Raw genomic sequence first — 18,439 nt, 5'->3', positions numbered from 1 at the left:
AATTATGGCCGCTTCAAGTACGGGAGCAGCTTTTCTGCAATGGCGCCGGCATCCACCTGGTAGGTCCCCGTCGACACTTCTTTTTTCAGCTCCGCTACTCGCGAAGCCCGTTCTGCGCCGTTCATTTGGCTGGTCAAAAGCATCTCCTTGGCTTCCGTCGAAATCTGTACTTTATCCGTCTGCTTTTTGCGGCCGCTCTCTGCCGTTCGAGCCTCATTTTGCTTCTGGTAGCGATTTATTGCGCTTATGCGCTGCGTTTCATTAATTTTCAACCTCATCACCTCAACTTCTATAGCAATAAAAAAACCGATAACCTTTACATGTATTATCGGCCTGACAGAAATGAATATTTATAGAACAGCTGGACATTGCATGGATTTGCTACTTATCTTCTTTAATCCGATAGGCGTGAATAGACTCCTGGTGGCTGCGTCCGGCCTCAGACTGCTGCTTATGCAAGCTGTTAATATCTTTTTCCAGCCTTTTACGGCAATTGTCGCAAATGTGGCTTTCGCGGATAAGCGTTCCGCACACTTCGCACGGATAAGAAAGGTTAGGCGCGTTCATCAAAGAAATCCGGCCTTCCCGAATAAATTTTGTAATTTGCCGGATGGAGACGTCAACCGCCTCGGACAGTTCTACAATAGTAGCTCCGCGGTTCTCTCTTAAATAATTGGCGCAAGTCTCGTATTGCTTATCAATCTCCCGAATGCAATTCGGACAGACATCTCTAAAGTTTTTGGCAAAAAGCCGGCCGCATCGAGGGCAATTTTCCAAATTCATCATCACAATGGCTCCTCTTCCGTTTAAACTGGGCGTACCGTTATTGTAGCGGAAATACAGATGGTTTTCATTATATTATCGGCATATGGCCGCTATTTGTTTAGGAACGGGCCCAAGTAAGCGAATAAATGGCAACCGGAAACGGTGTATGCAGCCGGATGGCAGCGGAGCAAGCCTCTACAGTGCTGCCGGTCGTGTAAATATCGTCAATAAGCAGCAGGCGGACAGGGCTCAGCAGCTGTTCCGGCCCGGGCGGCTTCCGCAGATTCCTTAGCGCCTCAATCGCCCCCGGGGCCAGCGCAAAAAGCTGCTTTGTGTTGGCGATCCGCTCTCCCCTTGTTTTAAAGCTTTGCTTGCCGCTGTGCCGCGTCCGGACGAGCAAATCGACAACCGGCAGCCCCGTACGGCCGGCAATGCCGCCGGCAAAGCGTTCCGCCTGATTAAAACCTCTTTCCTCGGCGCGCTCATCGCTGACCGGCACATAGGCAATCGCATCCCAAGGCAGCTGCCGGCGGCGGCCGAGCAGCTTGTTGTTCCATGAATCAGGCTTCGTCCCGTGCCGCTTATCCAGCTCTTCCCGCAGCTGCCGGGCCATCATACGCAGCGGCATCATCAGCATATCGACAAAAAGCGGTTCAAGCTGCTCATTTCCTCTGTATTTGTATAAAGCAAGCCAGCTCCGCATCCGTTCGTCATACCCGACTGCGCTGCGATTGCACACAAAATGGGCCTCGCGCCTCCGACAATCCGGACAGGAGACATTTCTGCCGCATACTGCACATTGTATGCGGATTAGCCATGGAATGGCCGCCAGGCAGCTGGCGCATACCAAACGCGTAAAGGAAGAAGGAAGCCATGATGGCGTTCCGCCGGCCCGGCCGCGGCTCATGCCTTTGCCGCAAAATAAACAGTTTGAAGCCGAGGGCTGCAAAAGCGACAAGGCTGCTTGCCCGTAACGGCTTATCGCGTAAAGGTTCAAGTTAACTTTGCTCCTCTCATGAAAATGGGATACGGGGACTGCCGCCGGTCCGCTAGGCACAAGCCGCCTTTGAACGCTATGGAAGCAGGTACCCGGCTGAGCGGGCGGTTTTGTTCATGCTGCGAATTTGCTTGACAGCCCCCAGCTGCGAACGGCTCCGCTCCAGCGCGCAAAAATAAACAAAACCTTTGGGATCATCGCCGGAACGCCCGGCCCGGCCTGCCATCTGAACGAGCGAAGACGAGTCGAACAACCGGCCGTCCGCATCCAAAATAAACACGTCGCTTTGCGGTACGGTTACCCCTCTCTCCAAGATGGTTGTCGTCACCAGAATGCGAAGCTCCCTTCTGCGAAATTGCTGAACTTTGTCCGCACGGTCAGGATCTTGTGAGTGGACAGCGGCGATCAACTCCAGATTAAGCTCTTTTCTTAGAAGCAGGGCCATGGGCTCGGTCTGGACAATTTTTTGGACAAAAACAAACAGCTGCGCCCCTCGTTCCAGCGACTGCCGGAGCGCCTGTGCCAGCTTGGCGGGCAGCTTGCCTTTATGCAGCATTTGGTGCACTGCCGGCGTTCTGAGCAGCTTCGGTACCGGAAGCGGATGGCGGTGGTAGCGGACCGGAACTTTGGCATGCGGCAGTGTTCCTTTACGCGCGGCGCGCTGCAGCTCGGGGGCGGCGTTGCGGACAGCAGCAATCGCGCCGCCGAAGGAGCGCAGCATTTGTTCGCCGCATAATGCAATACCGGGTCCCCGGCATAAGGAAAGGCATCCAGTTCGTCTACGATAACCAGCTGGAACGCCTGATGAAAACGAAGCAGCTGATGCGTAGTGGAAAGCGTAATATCGCCCGTTTCCCAGCGCTGTTCGCTCCCGCCGTATAAAGTAACCACCGTCGCTTCCGGGAATGCTTTCCGGATCCGGGGATCAAGCTCCAGCACCACGTCCCGGCGCGGCGTAGCAATCAGCGCCTTCCCGCCTCTCCGCAAAACCGACTCGACAAGCGGAAAAATCATTTCGGTCTTGCCCGCTCCTGTAACTGCCCACAGCAAAAATTGCCTCGGCGCCGCCATTTCGGTCGTAAACCCGGCAAGGGCTGATACCGGCGCATGGACAGGCGGCGCGGCGCGTTCCGGCGAAGCATATCGATGCTGGCGCTCGGCCCCTGCCGGCAGCTGCTTGTCACGCGCGGCAGTGCGCGAGAGCGGCGCGGCGCGTTCCGGCGAAGCATATCGATGCTGGCGCTCGGCCCCTGCCGGCAGCTGCTTGTCACGCGCGGCAGTGCGCGAGAGCGGCGCGGCGCATGGGGCCGCCTCGACAAAACGGAGCGCTTCGCCTGCGGCGGCTGTCTGCGCCGGGCTAAGCCCCCAGCGGGCAAGCCGCTCTGCTGCCGGGGGCATCGGTCCGCCGCCCCCGGCATATGGCGCAGGCATGCCGAGCACCAGCAGCTCGCATTCGCGGCTGCGCCCCATACCGAGGCATGCCGTGCAGTAGGCGCACATGCGGCCGCACGAGGCGCATGCCGTGCGGCGCATATGCGCCTCCCCGCTGCCGCAGCGCAGGCAGCGGTACCGCCGGCGGCGCTGGCACAGCAGCGCAAAGCGCCGCGATGCGGCGGGCGCGGATGCCGCTACCGCGCCCGTAAGGCGCAGCCGCCCCTGCAGCGCGGCAAGCTGCAGCGCGCCGTCGGCGCCGCTGTTGTAGGCGCCGTGCGCGGTATCGGCGCCGGCAAGCATGGCGTGCGCTTCGCCGCGCAGCAGCGCACGGCCCTGCAGCGCAGCTGCGGCCGGCCCCGCCCCGGCCGCAAGCGCGCGCACTCTCGCGGCTGCTTCGCTGGCCGCGAATGCCGCATCGGAGCAAGTCCAGCGCTCCGCTAAGCGGTCTGCCGCACGATCCTGCTTGCCCTCCGGCTGCCGCTTCTTGCTGCCTGCGCTTCCTCCGGCAGGCCCGGGTTCACCTGTGATTGGGCACCCCCGCCCTCGGTCATGCCGCTGCCGCGTTCCTCTCCCCTTGCTTCCTTTACTTTGCCCTCCTCCGCTCTCCTTCCCTTCGCTTGCCGCAAGCCGGACGCTTGAGGCAAGCCGCTCCAGCGCTTGCTGCTCGCCTTCAAGCCCGGCGGCGTAAGTATAAGCCGCCGGGAACCCGTTTGCCGCAGAAACGGCACTCGTCCGGCGTTGCCGCAGCGGAACCGCAGCCAGCCACAGCTGCACGGCTCTCTGCGCATCGCCAAGCGGAAGCGGCTCGCGCCAAAGCAGCATCACATCGCCTTTTGCCCGGCTTGGCAGCCCCGCAGCCCGAACCGGTCCCGGCGATTCCACTTGGCCGGCTGTCGCGCTTGCTGTCCTATCTCCAGAATGCGGCATTCCTTCTTCGTCTCCGCCAAGCCAAAAATATCGGTCGACCTCCGGCGCAATCGTAAACCAGGCTAGCCAGCCGTCCGCCGTAAAAACCGTATAAACATAAGCCTTCATCGCCATTAACCTCCCTCGCCCGCTGCCGTTATCCCCGTTCAGCCTGGTCCTGCGCATAACATCATCCCGTATCCCGCCGCATCAATCCCGCCAAACCCAAAAAAAAAAAGCACACCGCAGCCAAGCGCCTAAAGCGCTGCTGAAGTGTGCTTCACTTCCAACTCCATTCCGTACCTTATCGGTACAGGTAAAGCAATATCGCAAAGAAATGGCAGATCGAACCTGCAATCACAAACAAATGCCACACCGCGTGATGGTATTTAAACCCCCGCCACACGTAAAATATAGAGCCCACCGTATAGAACAGACCGCCTGCAACAAGCCATGTGAGCCCTGCAGGAGCAAGAATCTCTTTAAGCGGCCCCCATGCAAACACGATCAGCCATCCCATCAGCACGTAAAACAAGGTGGACAGGAACAAAAACCGTTTCGTAAAAAACGCTTTGAACACTACGCCGCCTATGGCAATGCCCCATACGACGCCAAACAAACTCCAGCCAAGCGGGCCGCGCAGCACCGTGAGCAGCAGAGGCGTATAACTGCCCGCAATATACAGATAGATGCAGGAATGGTCCAAGGTTTCAAAAATATCTTTGAGCTTTCCTTCCCGCAGCGAATGCACTAAAGTGGAAGCTGTATACAGCATCAGCATCGTTGTGCCGTACACTGCAAAGCTGGTCACATGCCAAGCCGTCCCTTTTTCACTTGCAAACACAATAAGCAGCACAAGCGCCGCCACACTTAATATCGCGCCAATGCCATGCGTTATTGCATTTGCGACTTCTTCACGAGTGGAATAAACATGTGTATTCGCCATCTTTGCACCTCCAAAGCTTTCCTTAACCGTTGTTACTTCGGCAGTTCTTATTTCCATCATAGTCTAAAAAGGCATTTTAGACAAATCCGACGGGTTTTGCAAATCGACGATAACGGGCTGCTCATTCGGTTTAATGACCCCTTCGCACCGCAGCGTCCACAGCAGCTGGTCAGTCTGGTCGTGTTCGCTAAGGAAACGCTTCCCATGTTGAAAATGCGCATCCTCCGGGCAAAGCTTCCGGTCATTTTCCTGTTCCGGTATTTCAGACGGTCCTGCCATTTTGCCGGTCGGGCGCCCCCCTCCATCCCGCTATGGTCATCCGGCGAAACGCCGTGTTCCGGCAGCGAGTCTTGCACAACAATATGCTGTCCGCCGCTTCGCGACAGCCGGCCTGCAATCTCTAACGTATCGTCTGTCGATCCCCGGTCCACAACCGTGATTTGCATTTCCATGCCATTACGCCGCGAGAAAGCCCGAAACGACCGCATATACCATTCCATCCTTGTCTCATTGTTCCGGGTCATCAGAATATAATGCTTGTTTGATTTCTCCTTGCGTTTTGCGATTCGGTATGCCCATTGCACCAGCAACGCAGCCATGACGTAACAGCCGATCACTCCCAGCAATATAGCAACCATGGCGGACACCTCCTTTATGGTCACAATATATGCCGCAAAGCGCCCAGAGGTTACGGGCAACTGGACAATCCCATCCGCCCTAATCTGCTTTTAGTTTTACAAGCTCGGTTAGCTGTCTGGGGCCAAGCTTGTACCTCGTTATTTTGCCGCCATTTCCGCAAGGCGCCAGCCAACCGGCATCACACAGTTCTCCAAGATATTTCACAGCCGTCCGATGATTAATTGAAAAATAGTCCGCCACATCTTTCGGCCGGGCAGCCCCTGCCTGCTGATTCATATAATAAACGATTTCCCGTTTCATAAAATGTGCTATTGTCCACTGCTCCGGGCGCTGCTGCTGATACTTGCTCATTAACAGCCGCAGCAATGTTCTGCAAAGTTCCGGGCGCTGTTCGACATCGTCATATGCCAATGAAACAACGCGATAACCAATCGCCTGCATAAACAGTTCGCGATTCAGCTCGTTGCTGTACTTTTTTCGGTCCATGTCCCGGACATGCGGGCCAAACCCTTTTATCTCGAAAATCATTTTGACCGCCCCCGGCAGCCATGCCATATCTGCAAAATAAGGCTGGCCCCGCCAATCTAGCACTTCGTACTCCGGATGCAAATGCTCAAAATGGCCGTAAAGCGGCCACCACACATTTTGCAGAAACAGCCGTTCGCCGTGTCCATGCCCTCTTTCTAGCCTGCCTTTCCGCTCCCCGTTTCTTCTGTCCAAATGAGATTGCAACCACATCTTATGCGCTTGAACAAAATCCATTCTTGTTCACCCCTTGTTCAATTCCGCTTATTTGGGCACAAAAAAAGCCCCTGCTCATCTCTTCTACAAGATGATAGGGACGTTCTTCGTCACATCGGTATATCCAAATTAAACAGCTATGCTATAAAGAAGTCAACCCGTGACGGACCCGCACTGTCATATGCCGTCGAGCAAGACGGCCCCGCAGTGTCATGTGCCGATGCGCATGACGGACACGCACTGTCGTGTGCCGACGCGCATCGGAAATGTAAAAATGCAGTTGTTTTCGCCTAAAAGGGCTCATTTACACCAAATAACTGCAAATATGCAGGTAATCCCCTGCCATTTCGTCAAATTTGGATGAAAACTGAGAAATCAACTGCATTTTTACATTTAAAGCTTCCAAATCGCTTAATTCGGTATAAAACAACTGTATTTTTGCATTTTAGGTCCCCGAGCAAAGGCTAGTATAGTCCCTTGCCCCGGCACCTGCCGCTCGAGCACAGCCCACCAGTTGCCATCGCTGCGAGCTGACTGCGTGCAACGCGCTGCAATCGGCGCTCTCTGCAATCGGCGCTCTCTGCAATCGGCGCTCTCTGCAATCGGCGCTCTCTGCAATCGGCGCGCAGCCTCCCAGCTGTGCCGGGAGGCTGCGCCATCTTCACTGCCCGGCCGCACATGCGGCATCGGCAGCTGCGCCGGGCGTCTAAAGCGTAACCCAGCCGAACTTGATCGAATTAATAACGGCTTGCGTGCGATCATCGACTTCCATTTTTTGCAAAATGCTGCTAACATGGTTTTTAACCGTTTTTTCGCTAATAAACAGGTTTTCGCCAATCATCTTGTTGCTTTTGCCTTCAGCCATCAGACGGAGCACTTCCGCTTCGCGGCGGGTAAGCGGGTTGTCTTCGCCTGCCGTAAACTTCACGCCCGCTTCTTTGGCTGCCGCAGCGCCGGTTACAACACCCATCTCATCCAAATACGTCATGCGGCGCAGCTGGTTAATAAGTTTGCCCGTCACTTTCGGGTGTATGTATGCATGTCCTTCAACGACGGCGCGAATGGCGTTAATAAGCTGCTCCGCTTCCATATCTTTCAGCAGGTAGCCTGTCGCCCCTTTGCGGAGCGTTTCAAACACATAACTTTCATCGTCATGAATGGATAAAATAAGAACTTTCACATCCGGAAAAATCGTCTTCAGCCTTTCGGTCGTGACAACGCCGTTTTCGATTGGCATATTGATGTCCATCAATACAATTTCCGGCATAGTATGATTGCAGAACTCCATAACTTGGATGCCATCTCCGCATTCACCGACCACTTCCAGGTCCTCTTCCATGTTCAATATCCGTTTAAGCCCTTCCCGGAAAAGCTGGTGGTCATCGGCAAGCAGCACTTTGATCTTTTGTTTGCCGACATTCGGTTTCTGCTGCTGTATCATCATCATCAACTTACTCCTTCCTATGCTCTGCTGTTATGGGAATTGTTAATATAATTTTCGTCCCTTGGCCCGGTTTTGAGTCGATACTCATCCTCCCCTCCACTAGCTCCACCCGTTCTCTCATCCCGACTAGTCCAAAATGAGCATTTTGGCGCTCCGGATCATCAAGCAATTTCTGGTTAAAGCCGCTTCCGTTGTCCTCTACCGTTATCAGGATCTGCTGAGCTTGAAACTGCATTTCCAATATGACATGCGAAGCATTCGAATGCTTCTGGGCATTCGTATAAGCCTCTTGTACAAGGCGGTATATAGCTGCTTCCATCGCAGACGGCAGACGGATTTCTTTTCCTTTCATTTCGAAAGCGGTATGTATTCTTGTCCGTTCTTCAAAATCCTGTACAAATTTGCGAAGCGTCGGAACAAGCCCCAAATCATCGAGCGTCATCGGCCGCAAATTAAAAATAATTTTGCGGAGCTCTTCCAAACCGGCGCGAACCTGCCCTTTCAAATCTATTAATTCGTCCTGAACCATTTGAAATTCCTGCTTCATTAACATTCTCTCAGCAATTTCTGTCCTAAGGACTATGTTTGCCAGGGATTGGGCAGGACCGTCATGGATTTCCCGAGCGATCCGTTTGCGTTCTTCCTCTTGGGCCAGAATAATTTTCAGACCGAGCACCTGACGCGTACGCGCCGATTCCAAAATGCGGGTCACTTGATTCAAATCTCCCGACAAGTATTCCAATACTACATTCATTTGAGAAGCGATTACTTCTGCGCGCTCGACGGAACCTTCTACATTTCTGACCCGCTTCTGCAAATCATCGCGGCGGGCTTTTAAATAAGATTCCTTTTCCCGGTACATCATCAAATCAAGCTGCAGCGTGGTCGCTTTCTCGTAAGCTACTTTTATATCCTGCTCTTTATATCGGACGAAGTCCTTGCTAACTTCAGTCAAACGAATGCGGGCGCGCCGGTAGTCTTGATCAAGCTTATCCACCTTGTCGATGGTCTTGATCGTTTCCTGAAGCACAATTTCCAGCTCCTGCTCCAAGGATTCCAACTCCGTGCGCGCCGATTCGCATATTTCATAAATTTGATATTTGCTGCTTTCCATCACTTCGATGGCATTTTTTATTACACGATTAATATCGCTGGCATGCTGATCCAAGGTCATTCGACAACCTTTCTGTCGTCAAGGTTATACTACCTATCATACACAGATCGGCTGCGAAACGTCTACTCTTAACTGATGGTAACTTTCCGCGTCTTCGCTTCGTAATCAACCTTAAGTCCCAGGTTCTCGGAGACGAGGCGAATCGGAATTAACGTCCGGTTATTTTGGATAATCGGAGCAACCGAAGTCGCGGAAACCTTGCCGTTTACATTCATTTCTTTTTTGCCGATGTTCATTTCCAGCATCGTGCTGCCTCGCAGAACGGTCACTCGGCTCAAACTTTGTTCCCATTTTACAATGCCGCCCATCGCTTCGCTAATGAAACGAATCGGTACGTAAGTCGTACCTTGCATCTCAACCGGAGCCACATCAAGCGTATATGCCTTTCCTCCTACCGTCGCCGCTTTGTTGCCGATGTTCATAACGATTTGGGTTGATGGAGCAGCCGGGACATTGACCGGGAATTGCATCTTAATATTATCAATACCGATTGAACCGGATGCGGCACGTTCGTCTTGTCCGTCTCCCGTTGTAACGACATATATCCGCTTCAGCTTCACCGGATAAGACATGCCGAGAGAAGACAGGTCTGCTTTTACATTTTTCCAGCCGGACCAGTCGATCTGCTTCGCTAGATCAACAAGGTACGATTTGCCGGCATTGTCGATAAACTCGGCTCTCAGCCAGTTCAGGCTCTTATCGCCGTATATATCCATCGTCATCGAAGAAGGAGAACCGCCGACCGTCCGACCGTTCGTATTAAACACTGCATAGGAAGCTTTCGTTCCGGTGCCCGCCGTAAAATCATACGAGATTTGCAGCGATTTGCCGGTTGTTTGCCCGCCTAGGCCCGTCACCAGCTTTACGCCTCCCAAAGTCGTATCCGGCGTAACTTGTCCGCTAATCAAATAGTTCGGGTTCTCGAAATCTTCGAATACCGTCTCGCTTTGACCTGGCGTCAACGGAATCATTGTCGGATATCCGTCATACCGGGCAATCGCGTAACCCGTCTTCGTGCCGTCGTTAACCGTGTTTACCGTCAGCGTATTATCTTTTTGCGTTGCCGTAAACCCGATGAACTCCCATTTCACCGAGTTGCCGCTAAGCTTATACGTCTTGCCGTCCTTCAGCGTAACTGTAATCGGAACAGACACTTGCGCGCCGCTTGCCAGCACGCCTGCTGCCGTGTCGATTTTCAGCGAAGCGATTTGGTCTTTGCCGACCACTTCCACGTTATAGGTCGAGGTGACCGAACCGGATTTCACCGTGATGGTGCCGCTGCCGGCTTTTGTTGCGGTAAGAGTATTGCCGCTGAATGTGCCAATTGAGCCGGAAGTTACGCTCCAGCTTGCGGCGGCGCTGTCAACCGTATACGGATTATAATAGTTGTCGTAGCCTTTTGCCGTATAGGAAGCTGTCGTGCCAAGCAGGAGCACGTTCGCTCCGCTCACCTTCATGCCTTTCAGCTGCCCTTGCGGCGCCGTAGAGAAAACGCCGATGCCGTTCGACACACTGCGCTGCGTCGTATCGTATTGGGTGGAATGCGATAACGTCAGCGAAGTTTCCGCCAGCGGACGCTCAACCATCGTGGTGGAGCCGCCGCCATCCAAATTCATGCCTTTATAGACGCCGAGCTTCACCATAATGTCTTGAAGCTCCTTCAGATTAACGCCTGTGCTGTTTCCGTATTTTTCGGTTGTAATCAAATACACTTTTTTGCCGTCCTTGGAGTAGCCTACCGCCGAGCGCGACACATAAGAAGAACCGCTTACACCGGTAATATCGCGTGAGAATGCCGCTGCCGCTCCGTTATTGACCAGAATGGTATGGCCGCCCACCAGCATTTGAAAGCTGTTTGGATCAACGTTTTTGCCCGTTGTATTGGACACAAGCGTGTAATCCGATTGAATGGTTTGCCCTACTTGCAGATGGCTTTTCACAAAATCGGCGGCTTTGCCATGCGTCCGCAAAATATAGCCGTCTGCCGGAGGCGTGTCCGCCAGCGGCGCATCAATCGAAATTTTCTCGATCACTCCGTTGCGGACGAGCACTTCCGTTGGAGTTGTCGCCGAGTTTTTGGGACGCTGCGCACCGCCCCATGCGCTTGTATAAATGTAAGCTGCATCTACGTGGCTGTAGACCGAGCTGCCGCCCTCCGGCGAATAAGACGACTGGTTCATGCCGGCCAGCTGGTAAGCTGTTCCATCCTGTGCCGTTACCGTCCCTTTAAAGCTGTAGCTGTCCACGCTAGGTACGCGGCTATTGGAAATGCCAAACGCATACATGCCCGAAAGCTGTTCCGGTGTGGACATTAGAACGCCATTCGTAATTTGCGGGCCCATCGGCGCCCCTTCCGTCGTTGTGTTGAACACATCGGCATTAATGCCAGCCACTGCGCCGCTTTCTTTGACCATATTTTGCACCGTGTTTAAAGTGCCGACGGTGCTGTTTTTGCCGCTGATTGCGTCCAGCTTGACGTTTGGATTGCTTAAGTCAACTTCGATCACATGCACGTTCGAAGTGGCGGTTTTACCGCTTCGGGTTGCCGTCCACAAATAATCGATCCGTTTCGCCCCTGAAGTAACAATCGACTCGCTTACTTCCTTCAATGTATTCGCTGCCGCTGCTGCGGCAGCGGCATGTATATGAACCGGGCTCCATCCAGCAGGCATAACCGCCCCAGCCGGTTGTATAGCTAATGTACCGCCAAGCATCACTATCGCTGTCTTAACCGCCAACCTTTTTGCTTGCCGGCCTTTATTCTTTTTTTTCAATCGCATACGCTAGCAACTCTCCCATCTCGCAATCTACTATTAATAGACTGCAAGTCTAGGCGAAAAGTTCCTCGCAATAAAAGACTACTATCACAATGTGAAAAGTGAAAGATATATCCTATCTCTGCGCCCGATGATATAAAAAAATAAACCTGCGCTTCCGCCGGACGGCAGAAACGCAGGTTTATTTCGGTTTAAATCAGCTTCGCGTATTTCAGCAGGCGTTCCAGCATAACTGCCGCTTCCGCCCGCGTGGCATTGGTTTTAGGGCTGAAGGTGGAAGGCGTCATGCCGGCGATTATGCCGGCATATACAGCCTGGGCTACTGATGTTCTAGCCCAGGAGCCGATGCTTCCGCGGTCGGTAAAGCGCTGCAGGTAGCTGCTTTCCGTACTGCCCAGCTGCGGCAGGGAACCTGCTACGGATGCGGCGCGCATCATCATGACCGCCATATCCTCACGGGTAATATAGCTGTTCGGGTTAAACGTATTGCCGGATGTGCCCTGCACGATTCCGGCGCTTGACGCTGCCCCGATATAAGCTCCCATCGCCGTTCCTGCATTCACATCAATGAATTTCGAAGCTGCAGACGGCTTGCCGGGAAGGCCTAGGCCTTTGGCAATAAACATCGCGAACTCCCCGCGCGTAATCGCTTTGTTCGGCTCATATTTAGCCGCACTGGTGCCTTCTACAACAAACTTGCTTGCCAGTGAGCGGATGGTGGTTACAGCCCAGTGCGAACTGACGTCGGTGTACGGGGAGCTGCCTTTCACCAGCGCGAAGGCTCCATTCCCTCTAATTTTGGATGATGCAATCGTAGATCCGCCATAAGCGGTGAACGAAGTAGGCGCGCTCATCACTTTGCCCGCTTGCGTGTCGAACAGCACTAAGGAAGAATATCCGCTCGTCACAGCATTGCCTGTTGTCAGGCGGACATTAAAGTAATTTTTGAAATTGTCGATGGGAACAATTTTTGTGCCGCCCATTACCGATGCTTTCATATAATAGGGGTCGGTGATTAACGAACCTTGCGCACCGGACACGGCATTTTTCAGCATATTCGTTTCGCTCATGGCGCCGCGTTCAAGCTCGATCAGCAAATACATGACGGTACCGTTTGCTACCTGATACAGCTCGCTGTAATTCAAAGCGGATACCGGAACCTCATAAACAAGATTTTTGTAATAAACAGCAAACGTTGCTTGGCTGTCCGAATAGCTGATCGTTTGCAGCGCAGTTAATGGAACGGCCACCATGCCCGCAATTTGCGAAGACGGCACTTGAAACATGATTCTGGTTGGGTTATTTCCCGCAATCCGGGAAGCGGTCCAAGCGTCCGCGATCAAATCCGGGTCAAATGTATACCGGCTTGCATAGTTGCCGGATGGAGTCATTACGGTTTTGACCGCAGCGGCAGATGCGTCAAGCGCCACTTGTCCGTCATCGGTCAGCTCCAGCCCGTCAGCAAGCGCATCATCAATGGACGTCTGATTATCCACTTCCACATTTACAAATGATGCAATAGGCGTACCGCCGTTTGTCTTGAGCCCTGTCGTGCTTTGTGAATAAGTGACATATACAGCATCGCCCGGGTCCGGGGATGACTGGAGTGTTAAGGTGACCACCTTGCCGCTGATGGATACTTTCGTCACACGGACCGGGAGCGAACCTGCCTTGATGACAAATTGCGTTACAGCCGGAATAGCGGAACTGTCCATCGTGCTTTGAAAAGTCAGCTTCACCAAATTGCCGGTCAACACCGCTCTTGTAATCGGCGGATCTTCACTGTAATCGTACGTATTGGCCGTCCTGGAGCTGAATGACGCGGCATAATTGCCGTATAGGTCCTGCACTCGCGTACCTGAAGCGGTATACGATACTTTAATCGTCGAGCTGTTCGTTAAAAATTGGCTGAGTGTCAGTACCACTTCTACGCCGGATACGATAACCTGATTCACCGAAATGGCATTTCCGTCCGCTACAACCGAATACCGGCTGGTGGAAGGCACATACGTCGAATTCAGCTCCTCATTATATTTTAACGTGACCGTCCGGCCGCTGGCTTCAATATAGGTTAATACCGGGCTTGTATCATCATCGTCATCCTCGGTATAGCCGGTTTGAATCGTGCGGGTAGACAAGCTGGCTGCCTGGTTGCCCGAAGGGTCCTGAATGCCGCCGCTGCCCGGACGGGTATACGATAACTTGACAGTCTGGGAATCCGAAATGGAACCCGACATGCGAAGCGTTACCGTCTTGCCCGACACCGATACCGATTGGATAGCCCGGCTCGAGCCGTCAATCGTGACGATAAAGCTGGAAACAGACGGAATCGACGAAGAATTAAGCACTTCATTATAGGTTAGCGTAATATAAGCGCCGCTGCGGCTCGCGGAGCTGAACACCGGCGCTGTCGTATCCTGCTCCGTTGTCGTAAACAGCCAGCTGCGGGCAGCCATGCCGCTGTAATAGTTGCCAGCCGCATCGCGGAACACCCTGCCGCCGATCACAACATAATATTGGGCGTCCTTATTAAACGCGATACCCGGATCAATCGTGATTTGGGTTGATCCGCCGCCGGTCACCAGATTGGAAGTGACGGATATCGTTTTGTACAAAGCGCCGTTAGCGGCATTGCGGATCTCGATACTGCCGGAATCCGGGTAAACCGGCTCGCTGAATTCCATTTGCAGCTTCGTCGTTAATCCGCCAATTACGGATTGATGTGCAGGTGTCAACGTTTTTACGGTTGGCGCAACACTGTCCGGACCGGGATCCGTGACAAACATCCATCTTGTTGCATTCACGATACCCGGAAATATATCGCCAGGCGTTCCGGTCTTATAAAAAGCGCCGGGATCGACCAGCACATAATAAGCTGTGCCTTTCGCGAGGGTGCTTGGCCGGATCGTAACCGTATTGCCGCTGATCGTCACCCGGGACGACGAAGCGGCTATTTTCTCAATCGACACGTTGTCGCTTACTCTGCGAATTTCAATATATTTATTAGAAGCTGCCGATACCGGCTGGTCAAATGTAACCGACAAAGCGGATGTTACCGGAACCATTGTCGCTTGATTGGCCGGTGAAACTTCACCGGATATATTGACCGGTGCTGCCGCTGTTTTAAACGACCAGCTTTGCGCAGCAAGCGCATTGCCGGCGGCATCCTGAAACAGGCCGTTCGCTATGGTCAGCGTATAAGTCGTTTGCGAGTACAAAAGCTCCGCCAGACTCACTAGGATGGTCGAAGTGCCGCTGCCTTGCACCGCAGACGAGGTGACAGATATTTCCCGATGGTCATAGGTTGACTGCAGCACAATGTCGCCTTGGGCGGCATAGACCGGCTCACTGAACTGAAGCGTAATCGCAGAAGTGATAGGCACATTGGTCTCATTCACATCCGGCGATTTGCTTGTCAGCGATGGACGGGTTACATCTAATGTTTGAACCGTGTGGAAAGTCCAGTCTCTCGCACTGGAAATGCCGGCAAACGGCGTACCGCTGCTTTCGCTGACGAATGCACCCCAATCAATCAGCACATAGTAATCGGTGTTCAGCTGCAGTGCCTGCGTAGGACGGATCGTAACCATCCGTTTAGCCGAATCAAGCGTGATCCGGCTGCTGCTGGAGACAACAAACGATTCTACCAGCTCGTTGGTCGCATTTTTATATAAGGATACGGACGCGTTGCCTGTACCCCGGGTGACACTTTCATCAAAAGTTAACGTTAAAGCCGAGCTTAAAGACGTATTGGTATAATTATTAGCCGGTGACTGGCTCACAATGGCAGGTCCGGCGGCCGCATAAGCTTTGCCTCCGCCAAGCCCCCTGCCGACAGCCAACTGATATGCAGCAGCAAAACGACCGCCAGCATCAACAATACTTTGTTGCGCTTCATTCCATCACTCCCCACAAATTTACACTCGTATTGTATTTGTCGGCTTGATGATCCATTATGTTTATATTTTTTCCATTTTTGTTCCATACCTCATGTGTCAGCAAGTGAAAAATACATGCTTGTAGCGAGTCCGACTCCACTAGGAGCATAAGCGCTCAATCAAAAAAACTCCCGATCCTATACCGGACCGGGAGTTCATTTGTTTTATCATTTACGCAAGGGCTTGTGTGCGGAGAATTTCCGCTTTGTCGACACGTTCCCAAGGAAGGTCGATGTCTGTACGGCCAAAGTGGCCGTAAGCAGCTGTTTTTGCATAAATCGGACGGCGAAGGTCAAGCATTTTAATAATACCTGCAGGACGGAGGTCAAAGTTATTGCGGATCACTTCAACCAGTTTCTCTTCGGATACTTTGCCGGTGCCATACGTATCGACATTAATCGATACCGGGTTCGCAACGCCAATCGCGTAAGCAAGCTGAATTTCGACTTTATCCGCCAAGCCTGCCGCTACGAGGTTTTTCGCTACATAACGGGCTGCATAAGCGGCGGAACGGTCCACTTTGGTTGGATCCTTGCCGGAAAATGCGCCGCCGCCATGGCGAGCGTAGCCGCCATAAGTGTCGACAATAATTTTACGGCCGGTAAGACCTGCATCGCCTTGAGGACCGCCGATAACAAAGCGGCCTGTCGGGTTGATGTAATATTTGGTTTCGCTGTCCAGCCATTCAGCCGGTACAACGGGTTTAATAACATGCTCCATAACATCCGCTTGGATTTGCTCCAGCGTAACTTCTTCGGCATGCTGCGTCGATACGACGATGGCGTCTACACGGGTAGGCTTGCCGTCCACATATTCAATCGTCACTTGCGTTTTGCCGTCCGGACGCAGGTATTCCAGCGTACCGTTCTTGCGAACCTCAGACAAACGGCGGGCAATGCGGTGCGACAATGCGATTGGCATCGGCATAAGCTCAGGCGTTTCGTTGGTTGCAAAACCAAACATCAAACCTTGGTCGCCTGCGCCAATATCCGGATTTTCTTCGCGGATGTTTTTGCCTTCGCGGCTTTCAAGGGCTGCGTTGACACCTTGTGCAATATCTGCAGATTGCTCGTTAAGTGAAGTTAAAACTGCGCAAGTTGTGGAGTCAAAACCATACTTCGCGCGTGTATACCCAATTTCTTTAATTGTGCGGCGTGCAATTGCCGATATATCAACATAATCAGCACGGCTGCTTATTTCACCAATGACAAGAACAAGACCGGTAGCCACCGAAACTTCACAAGCTACGCGGGCATATGGGTCAACCTCCAGAAACGCATCAAGTACTGCGTCAGAGATTTGGTCACAGATTTTATCCGGATGGCCTTCTGTTACCGACTCCGATGTGAATAAATGACGACCTTTGACCGACATCCGTATCAACCTCCTACTGCCTTAGTATGTTATAAGTACAATTGTTCTACACACAAAAAATGAACCTTTTCCGCGAAGGAAAAGGTTGTTAGACAACTCTTTCTAAAACAGTATGATACCGAAATTGGTACAGGGTGTCAATGTAAGTGCCTTTCTGACACGTAATAGCCCCTGTATTTAGAACGCTTGCTGCAGTATTATAAACCGTGCAAAACTTTTTCGGCTTGAGCAATCAGCCGTTTTGTTATTTCCCCGCCAACCGAACCGGCTTGCCGTGTCGATAAATTGGACCAGTTCACCTGTCCGCCACCAACCGAGCCAAGCTCGCCTGCGAATTCAGCATCCATACCTCCTCCGGCATATCCGGTCGTTAAGCCAAATTCAGCTGCAATCTCGTATTTCATTTGATTAAGCGCTGCTCTGGATCCTTCAATAACTACCTTGTTCGAATTTGATCGGCTCATGATTTCAAGCACCTCCATATGAATTAAGAACACATCCATATCGTGCTCGAATCCGGCCATTCTAAAGCGTATAAGGTATTGTAAGGAGGTGCAAATTATGTTTACTTCACCATATTCCAGAACGCGGTTCCGGGTTCCTTAGCGCCAGCTCTCGTCGCCGAGTAACTGCCCTTTAACCGCTGACAAACATCTGAATCCACTTGAGGCTGCTTACAATGTTGCGCTGCTTTACTGTGTCACAAAGTGACTAAAGGACCTTGGCTTACTTAATGGTGTACGATCCGCTTACCATTACCGTTAAACTTCCCGTATAGGAAGGATCTGTTGTAATACCGCGGCCTGGTCTTGGAAACCATAACAAATGGTTATTCGGAACCACTTGACCGTTCGTTAAGTCTTGGCCAGCGGTTACGTCTGCAAGGCCGTTGGCATCCGCACTATAGGCAACCGCTTTGCCGGCACGAACAATGACTTGTGATCCATCAGCAGCAATCAACAATTTGCCGCTAGGCAAAGTAACAACTTCAAGCGTACCGCTTTGCCCTTCATTATTGCTGCCCGAGTTGCTCGACCCATTCGAAGTCCCGCCGGAAAGCTTGGCAATCTGCTCATCTACATAACTTTTCGTTACAACCGGATCATCAGCAGAACCGGGAGTGGCTGAATTCGTATCCGCCTCGATAATGGAGTTCCAGCCTGTTCCAATCCAGATGCCTGCCCCAAGCAGCACTACCGCCGCCCCAATCCGAAACGCTTGTTTGTTCACTTCCATTGTCTCCTCTCAAATCTAGTACCTTTATATAAGATACTAGATTTGAAAGGGAGATACTAGTTTATTAC

15 protein-coding genes are annotated in these 18,439 nt (G+C 52.5%); all 15 read right to left on the bottom strand.

Translation table 11 applies throughout. The annotated features are described in order from the left end of the window. Positions 1-2: 2 nt before the first annotated feature. The 15 genes from flgM to ET464_RS16460 all read right to left on the bottom strand — a co-directional run bounded on the left by flgM (position 3) and on the right by ET464_RS16460 (position 18,365). On the bottom strand, positions 3-278 hold the full coding sequence (gene flgM, locus ET464_RS16525; RefSeq protein WP_341869709.1) for a flagellar biosynthesis anti-sigma factor FlgM: 276 nt from the start codon (positions 276-278) through the stop codon (positions 3-5). A 103-nt stretch (positions 279-381) separates the two neighbouring features. After that, the gene (locus ET464_RS16520; protein ID WP_129444511.1) at positions 382-783 is read right to left on the bottom strand and encodes a TIGR03826 family flagellar region protein; all 402 of its coding nucleotides are present in this window, start codon (positions 781-783) and stop codon (positions 382-384) included. A 100-nt stretch (positions 784-883) separates the two neighbouring features. Beyond that, positions 884-1,504 carry a ComF family protein gene (locus tag ET464_RS16515; RefSeq protein ID WP_129442852.1) on the bottom strand — a complete coding sequence of 207 codons (621 nt, stop codon included), beginning with the start codon at positions 1,502-1,504 and terminating at the stop codon, positions 884-886. A 334-nt stretch (positions 1,505-1,838) separates the two neighbouring features. Next, complete coding sequence (locus ET464_RS20790; RefSeq protein ID WP_341869784.1) at positions 1,839-2,225, bottom strand: helicase-related protein; 387 nt, start codon at positions 2,223-2,225, stop codon at positions 1,839-1,841. Continuing rightward, positions 2,192-4,231 (bottom strand): DEAD/DEAH box helicase, encoded by a 2,040-nt coding sequence (locus tag ET464_RS20785; RefSeq protein WP_341869708.1) that lies wholly within the window; start codon positions 4,229-4,231, stop codon positions 2,192-2,194. Before ET464_RS20785 ends, ET464_RS20790 begins: the two co-directional genes overlap by 34 nt. A gap of 175 nt (positions 4,232-4,406) precedes the next feature. After that, the gene (gene trhA / locus ET464_RS16505) at positions 4,407-5,048 is read right to left on the bottom strand and encodes a PAQR family membrane homeostasis protein TrhA (protein WP_129442850.1); all 642 of its coding nucleotides are present in this window, start codon (positions 5,046-5,048) and stop codon (positions 4,407-4,409) included. Positions 5,049-5,111: 63 nt separating this feature from the next. Beyond that, positions 5,112-5,327, bottom strand: coding sequence for a hypothetical protein (locus ET464_RS16500; RefSeq protein WP_129442848.1), 216 nt, complete (start codon positions 5,325-5,327; stop codon positions 5,112-5,114). A 438-nt stretch (positions 5,328-5,765) separates the two neighbouring features. After that, positions 5,766-6,449, bottom strand: coding sequence for a hypothetical protein (locus ET464_RS16495; RefSeq protein ID WP_129442846.1), 684 nt, complete (start codon positions 6,447-6,449; stop codon positions 5,766-5,768). Between the two features lie 685 nt (positions 6,450-7,134). After that, positions 7,135-7,875: a response regulator gene (locus ET464_RS16490; RefSeq protein WP_279630100.1), complete on the bottom strand. Its 741-nt coding sequence runs from the start codon at positions 7,873-7,875 to the stop codon at positions 7,135-7,137. Positions 7,876-7,879: 4 nt separating this feature from the next. After that, positions 7,880-9,040, bottom strand: a complete 1,161-nt coding sequence (locus ET464_RS16485; RefSeq protein ID WP_425271776.1) for a sensor histidine kinase — start codon at positions 9,038-9,040, stop codon at positions 7,880-7,882. Positions 9,041-9,114: 74 nt separating this feature from the next. After that, entirely contained in the window at positions 9,115-11,826 is a 2,712-nt protein-coding gene (locus tag ET464_RS16480; protein ID WP_129442842.1) for a stalk domain-containing protein, read from the bottom strand. Between the two features lie 188 nt (positions 11,827-12,014). After that, a complete protein-coding gene (locus ET464_RS16475) occupies positions 12,015-15,665 on the bottom strand; it encodes an Ig-like domain-containing protein (protein ID WP_129442840.1) in 3,651 nt (1,216 codons plus the stop codon). Positions 15,666-15,932: 267 nt separating this feature from the next. After that, complete coding sequence (gene metK, locus ET464_RS16470) at positions 15,933-17,135, bottom strand: methionine adenosyltransferase (RefSeq protein WP_129442838.1); 1,203 nt, start codon at positions 17,133-17,135, stop codon at positions 15,933-15,935. A 197-nt stretch (positions 17,136-17,332) separates the two neighbouring features. Further along, positions 17,333-17,599 (bottom strand): alpha/beta-type small acid-soluble spore protein, encoded by a 267-nt coding sequence (locus ET464_RS16465; RefSeq protein ID WP_129442836.1) that lies wholly within the window; start codon positions 17,597-17,599, stop codon positions 17,333-17,335. Between the two features lie 262 nt (positions 17,600-17,861). Then, positions 17,862-18,365, bottom strand: a complete 504-nt coding sequence (locus tag ET464_RS16460; protein WP_425271733.1) for a hypothetical protein — start codon at positions 18,363-18,365, stop codon at positions 17,862-17,864. Between the last annotated feature and the right edge of the window lie 74 nt (positions 18,366-18,439).

The sequence above is a fragment of the Paenibacillus protaetiae genome (assembly GCF_004135365.1).
Lineage (GTDB): Bacteria > Bacillota > Bacilli > Paenibacillales > Paenibacillaceae > Paenibacillus_AP > Paenibacillus_AP protaetiae.
This window is presented reverse-complemented; position numbering and strand designations above follow the sequence as displayed.

Excerpts from the sequence above, each read along its gene's own strand:
- ET464_RS16465 (WP_129442836.1), bottom strand. The coding sequence starts at position 17,599 with ATGAGCCGATCAAATTCGAACAAGGTAGTTATTGAAGGATCCAGAGCA.
- trhA (WP_129442850.1), bottom strand. The coding sequence starts at position 5,048 with ATGGCGAATACACATGTTTATTCCACTCGTGAAGAAGTCGCAAATGCA.
- ET464_RS16495 (WP_129442846.1), bottom strand. The coding sequence starts at position 6,449 with ATGGATTTTGTTCAAGCGCATAAGATGTGGTTGCAATCTCATTTGGAC.
- metK (WP_129442838.1), bottom strand. The coding sequence starts at position 17,135 with ATGTCGGTCAAAGGTCGTCATTTATTCACATCGGAGTCGGTAACAGAA.
- ET464_RS16490 (WP_279630100.1), bottom strand. The coding sequence starts at position 7,875 with ATGATGATGATACAGCAGCAGAAACCGAATGTCGGCAAACAAAAGATC.
- flgM (WP_341869709.1), bottom strand. The coding sequence starts at position 278 with ATGAGGTTGAAAATTAATGAAACGCAGCGCATAAGCGCAATAAATCGC.
- ET464_RS20785 (WP_341869708.1), bottom strand. The coding sequence starts at position 4,231 with ATGAAGGCTTATGTTTATACGGTTTTTACGGCGGACGGCTGGCTAGCC.
- ET464_RS16520 (WP_129444511.1), bottom strand. The coding sequence starts at position 783 with ATGAATTTGGAAAATTGCCCTCGATGCGGCCGGCTTTTTGCCAAAAAC.
- ET464_RS16500 (WP_129442848.1), bottom strand. The coding sequence starts at position 5,327 with ATGGCAGGACCGTCTGAAATACCGGAACAGGAAAATGACCGGAAGCTT.
- ET464_RS16480 (WP_129442842.1), bottom strand. The coding sequence starts at position 11,826 with ATGCGATTGAAAAAAAAGAATAAAGGCCGGCAAGCAAAAAGGTTGGCG.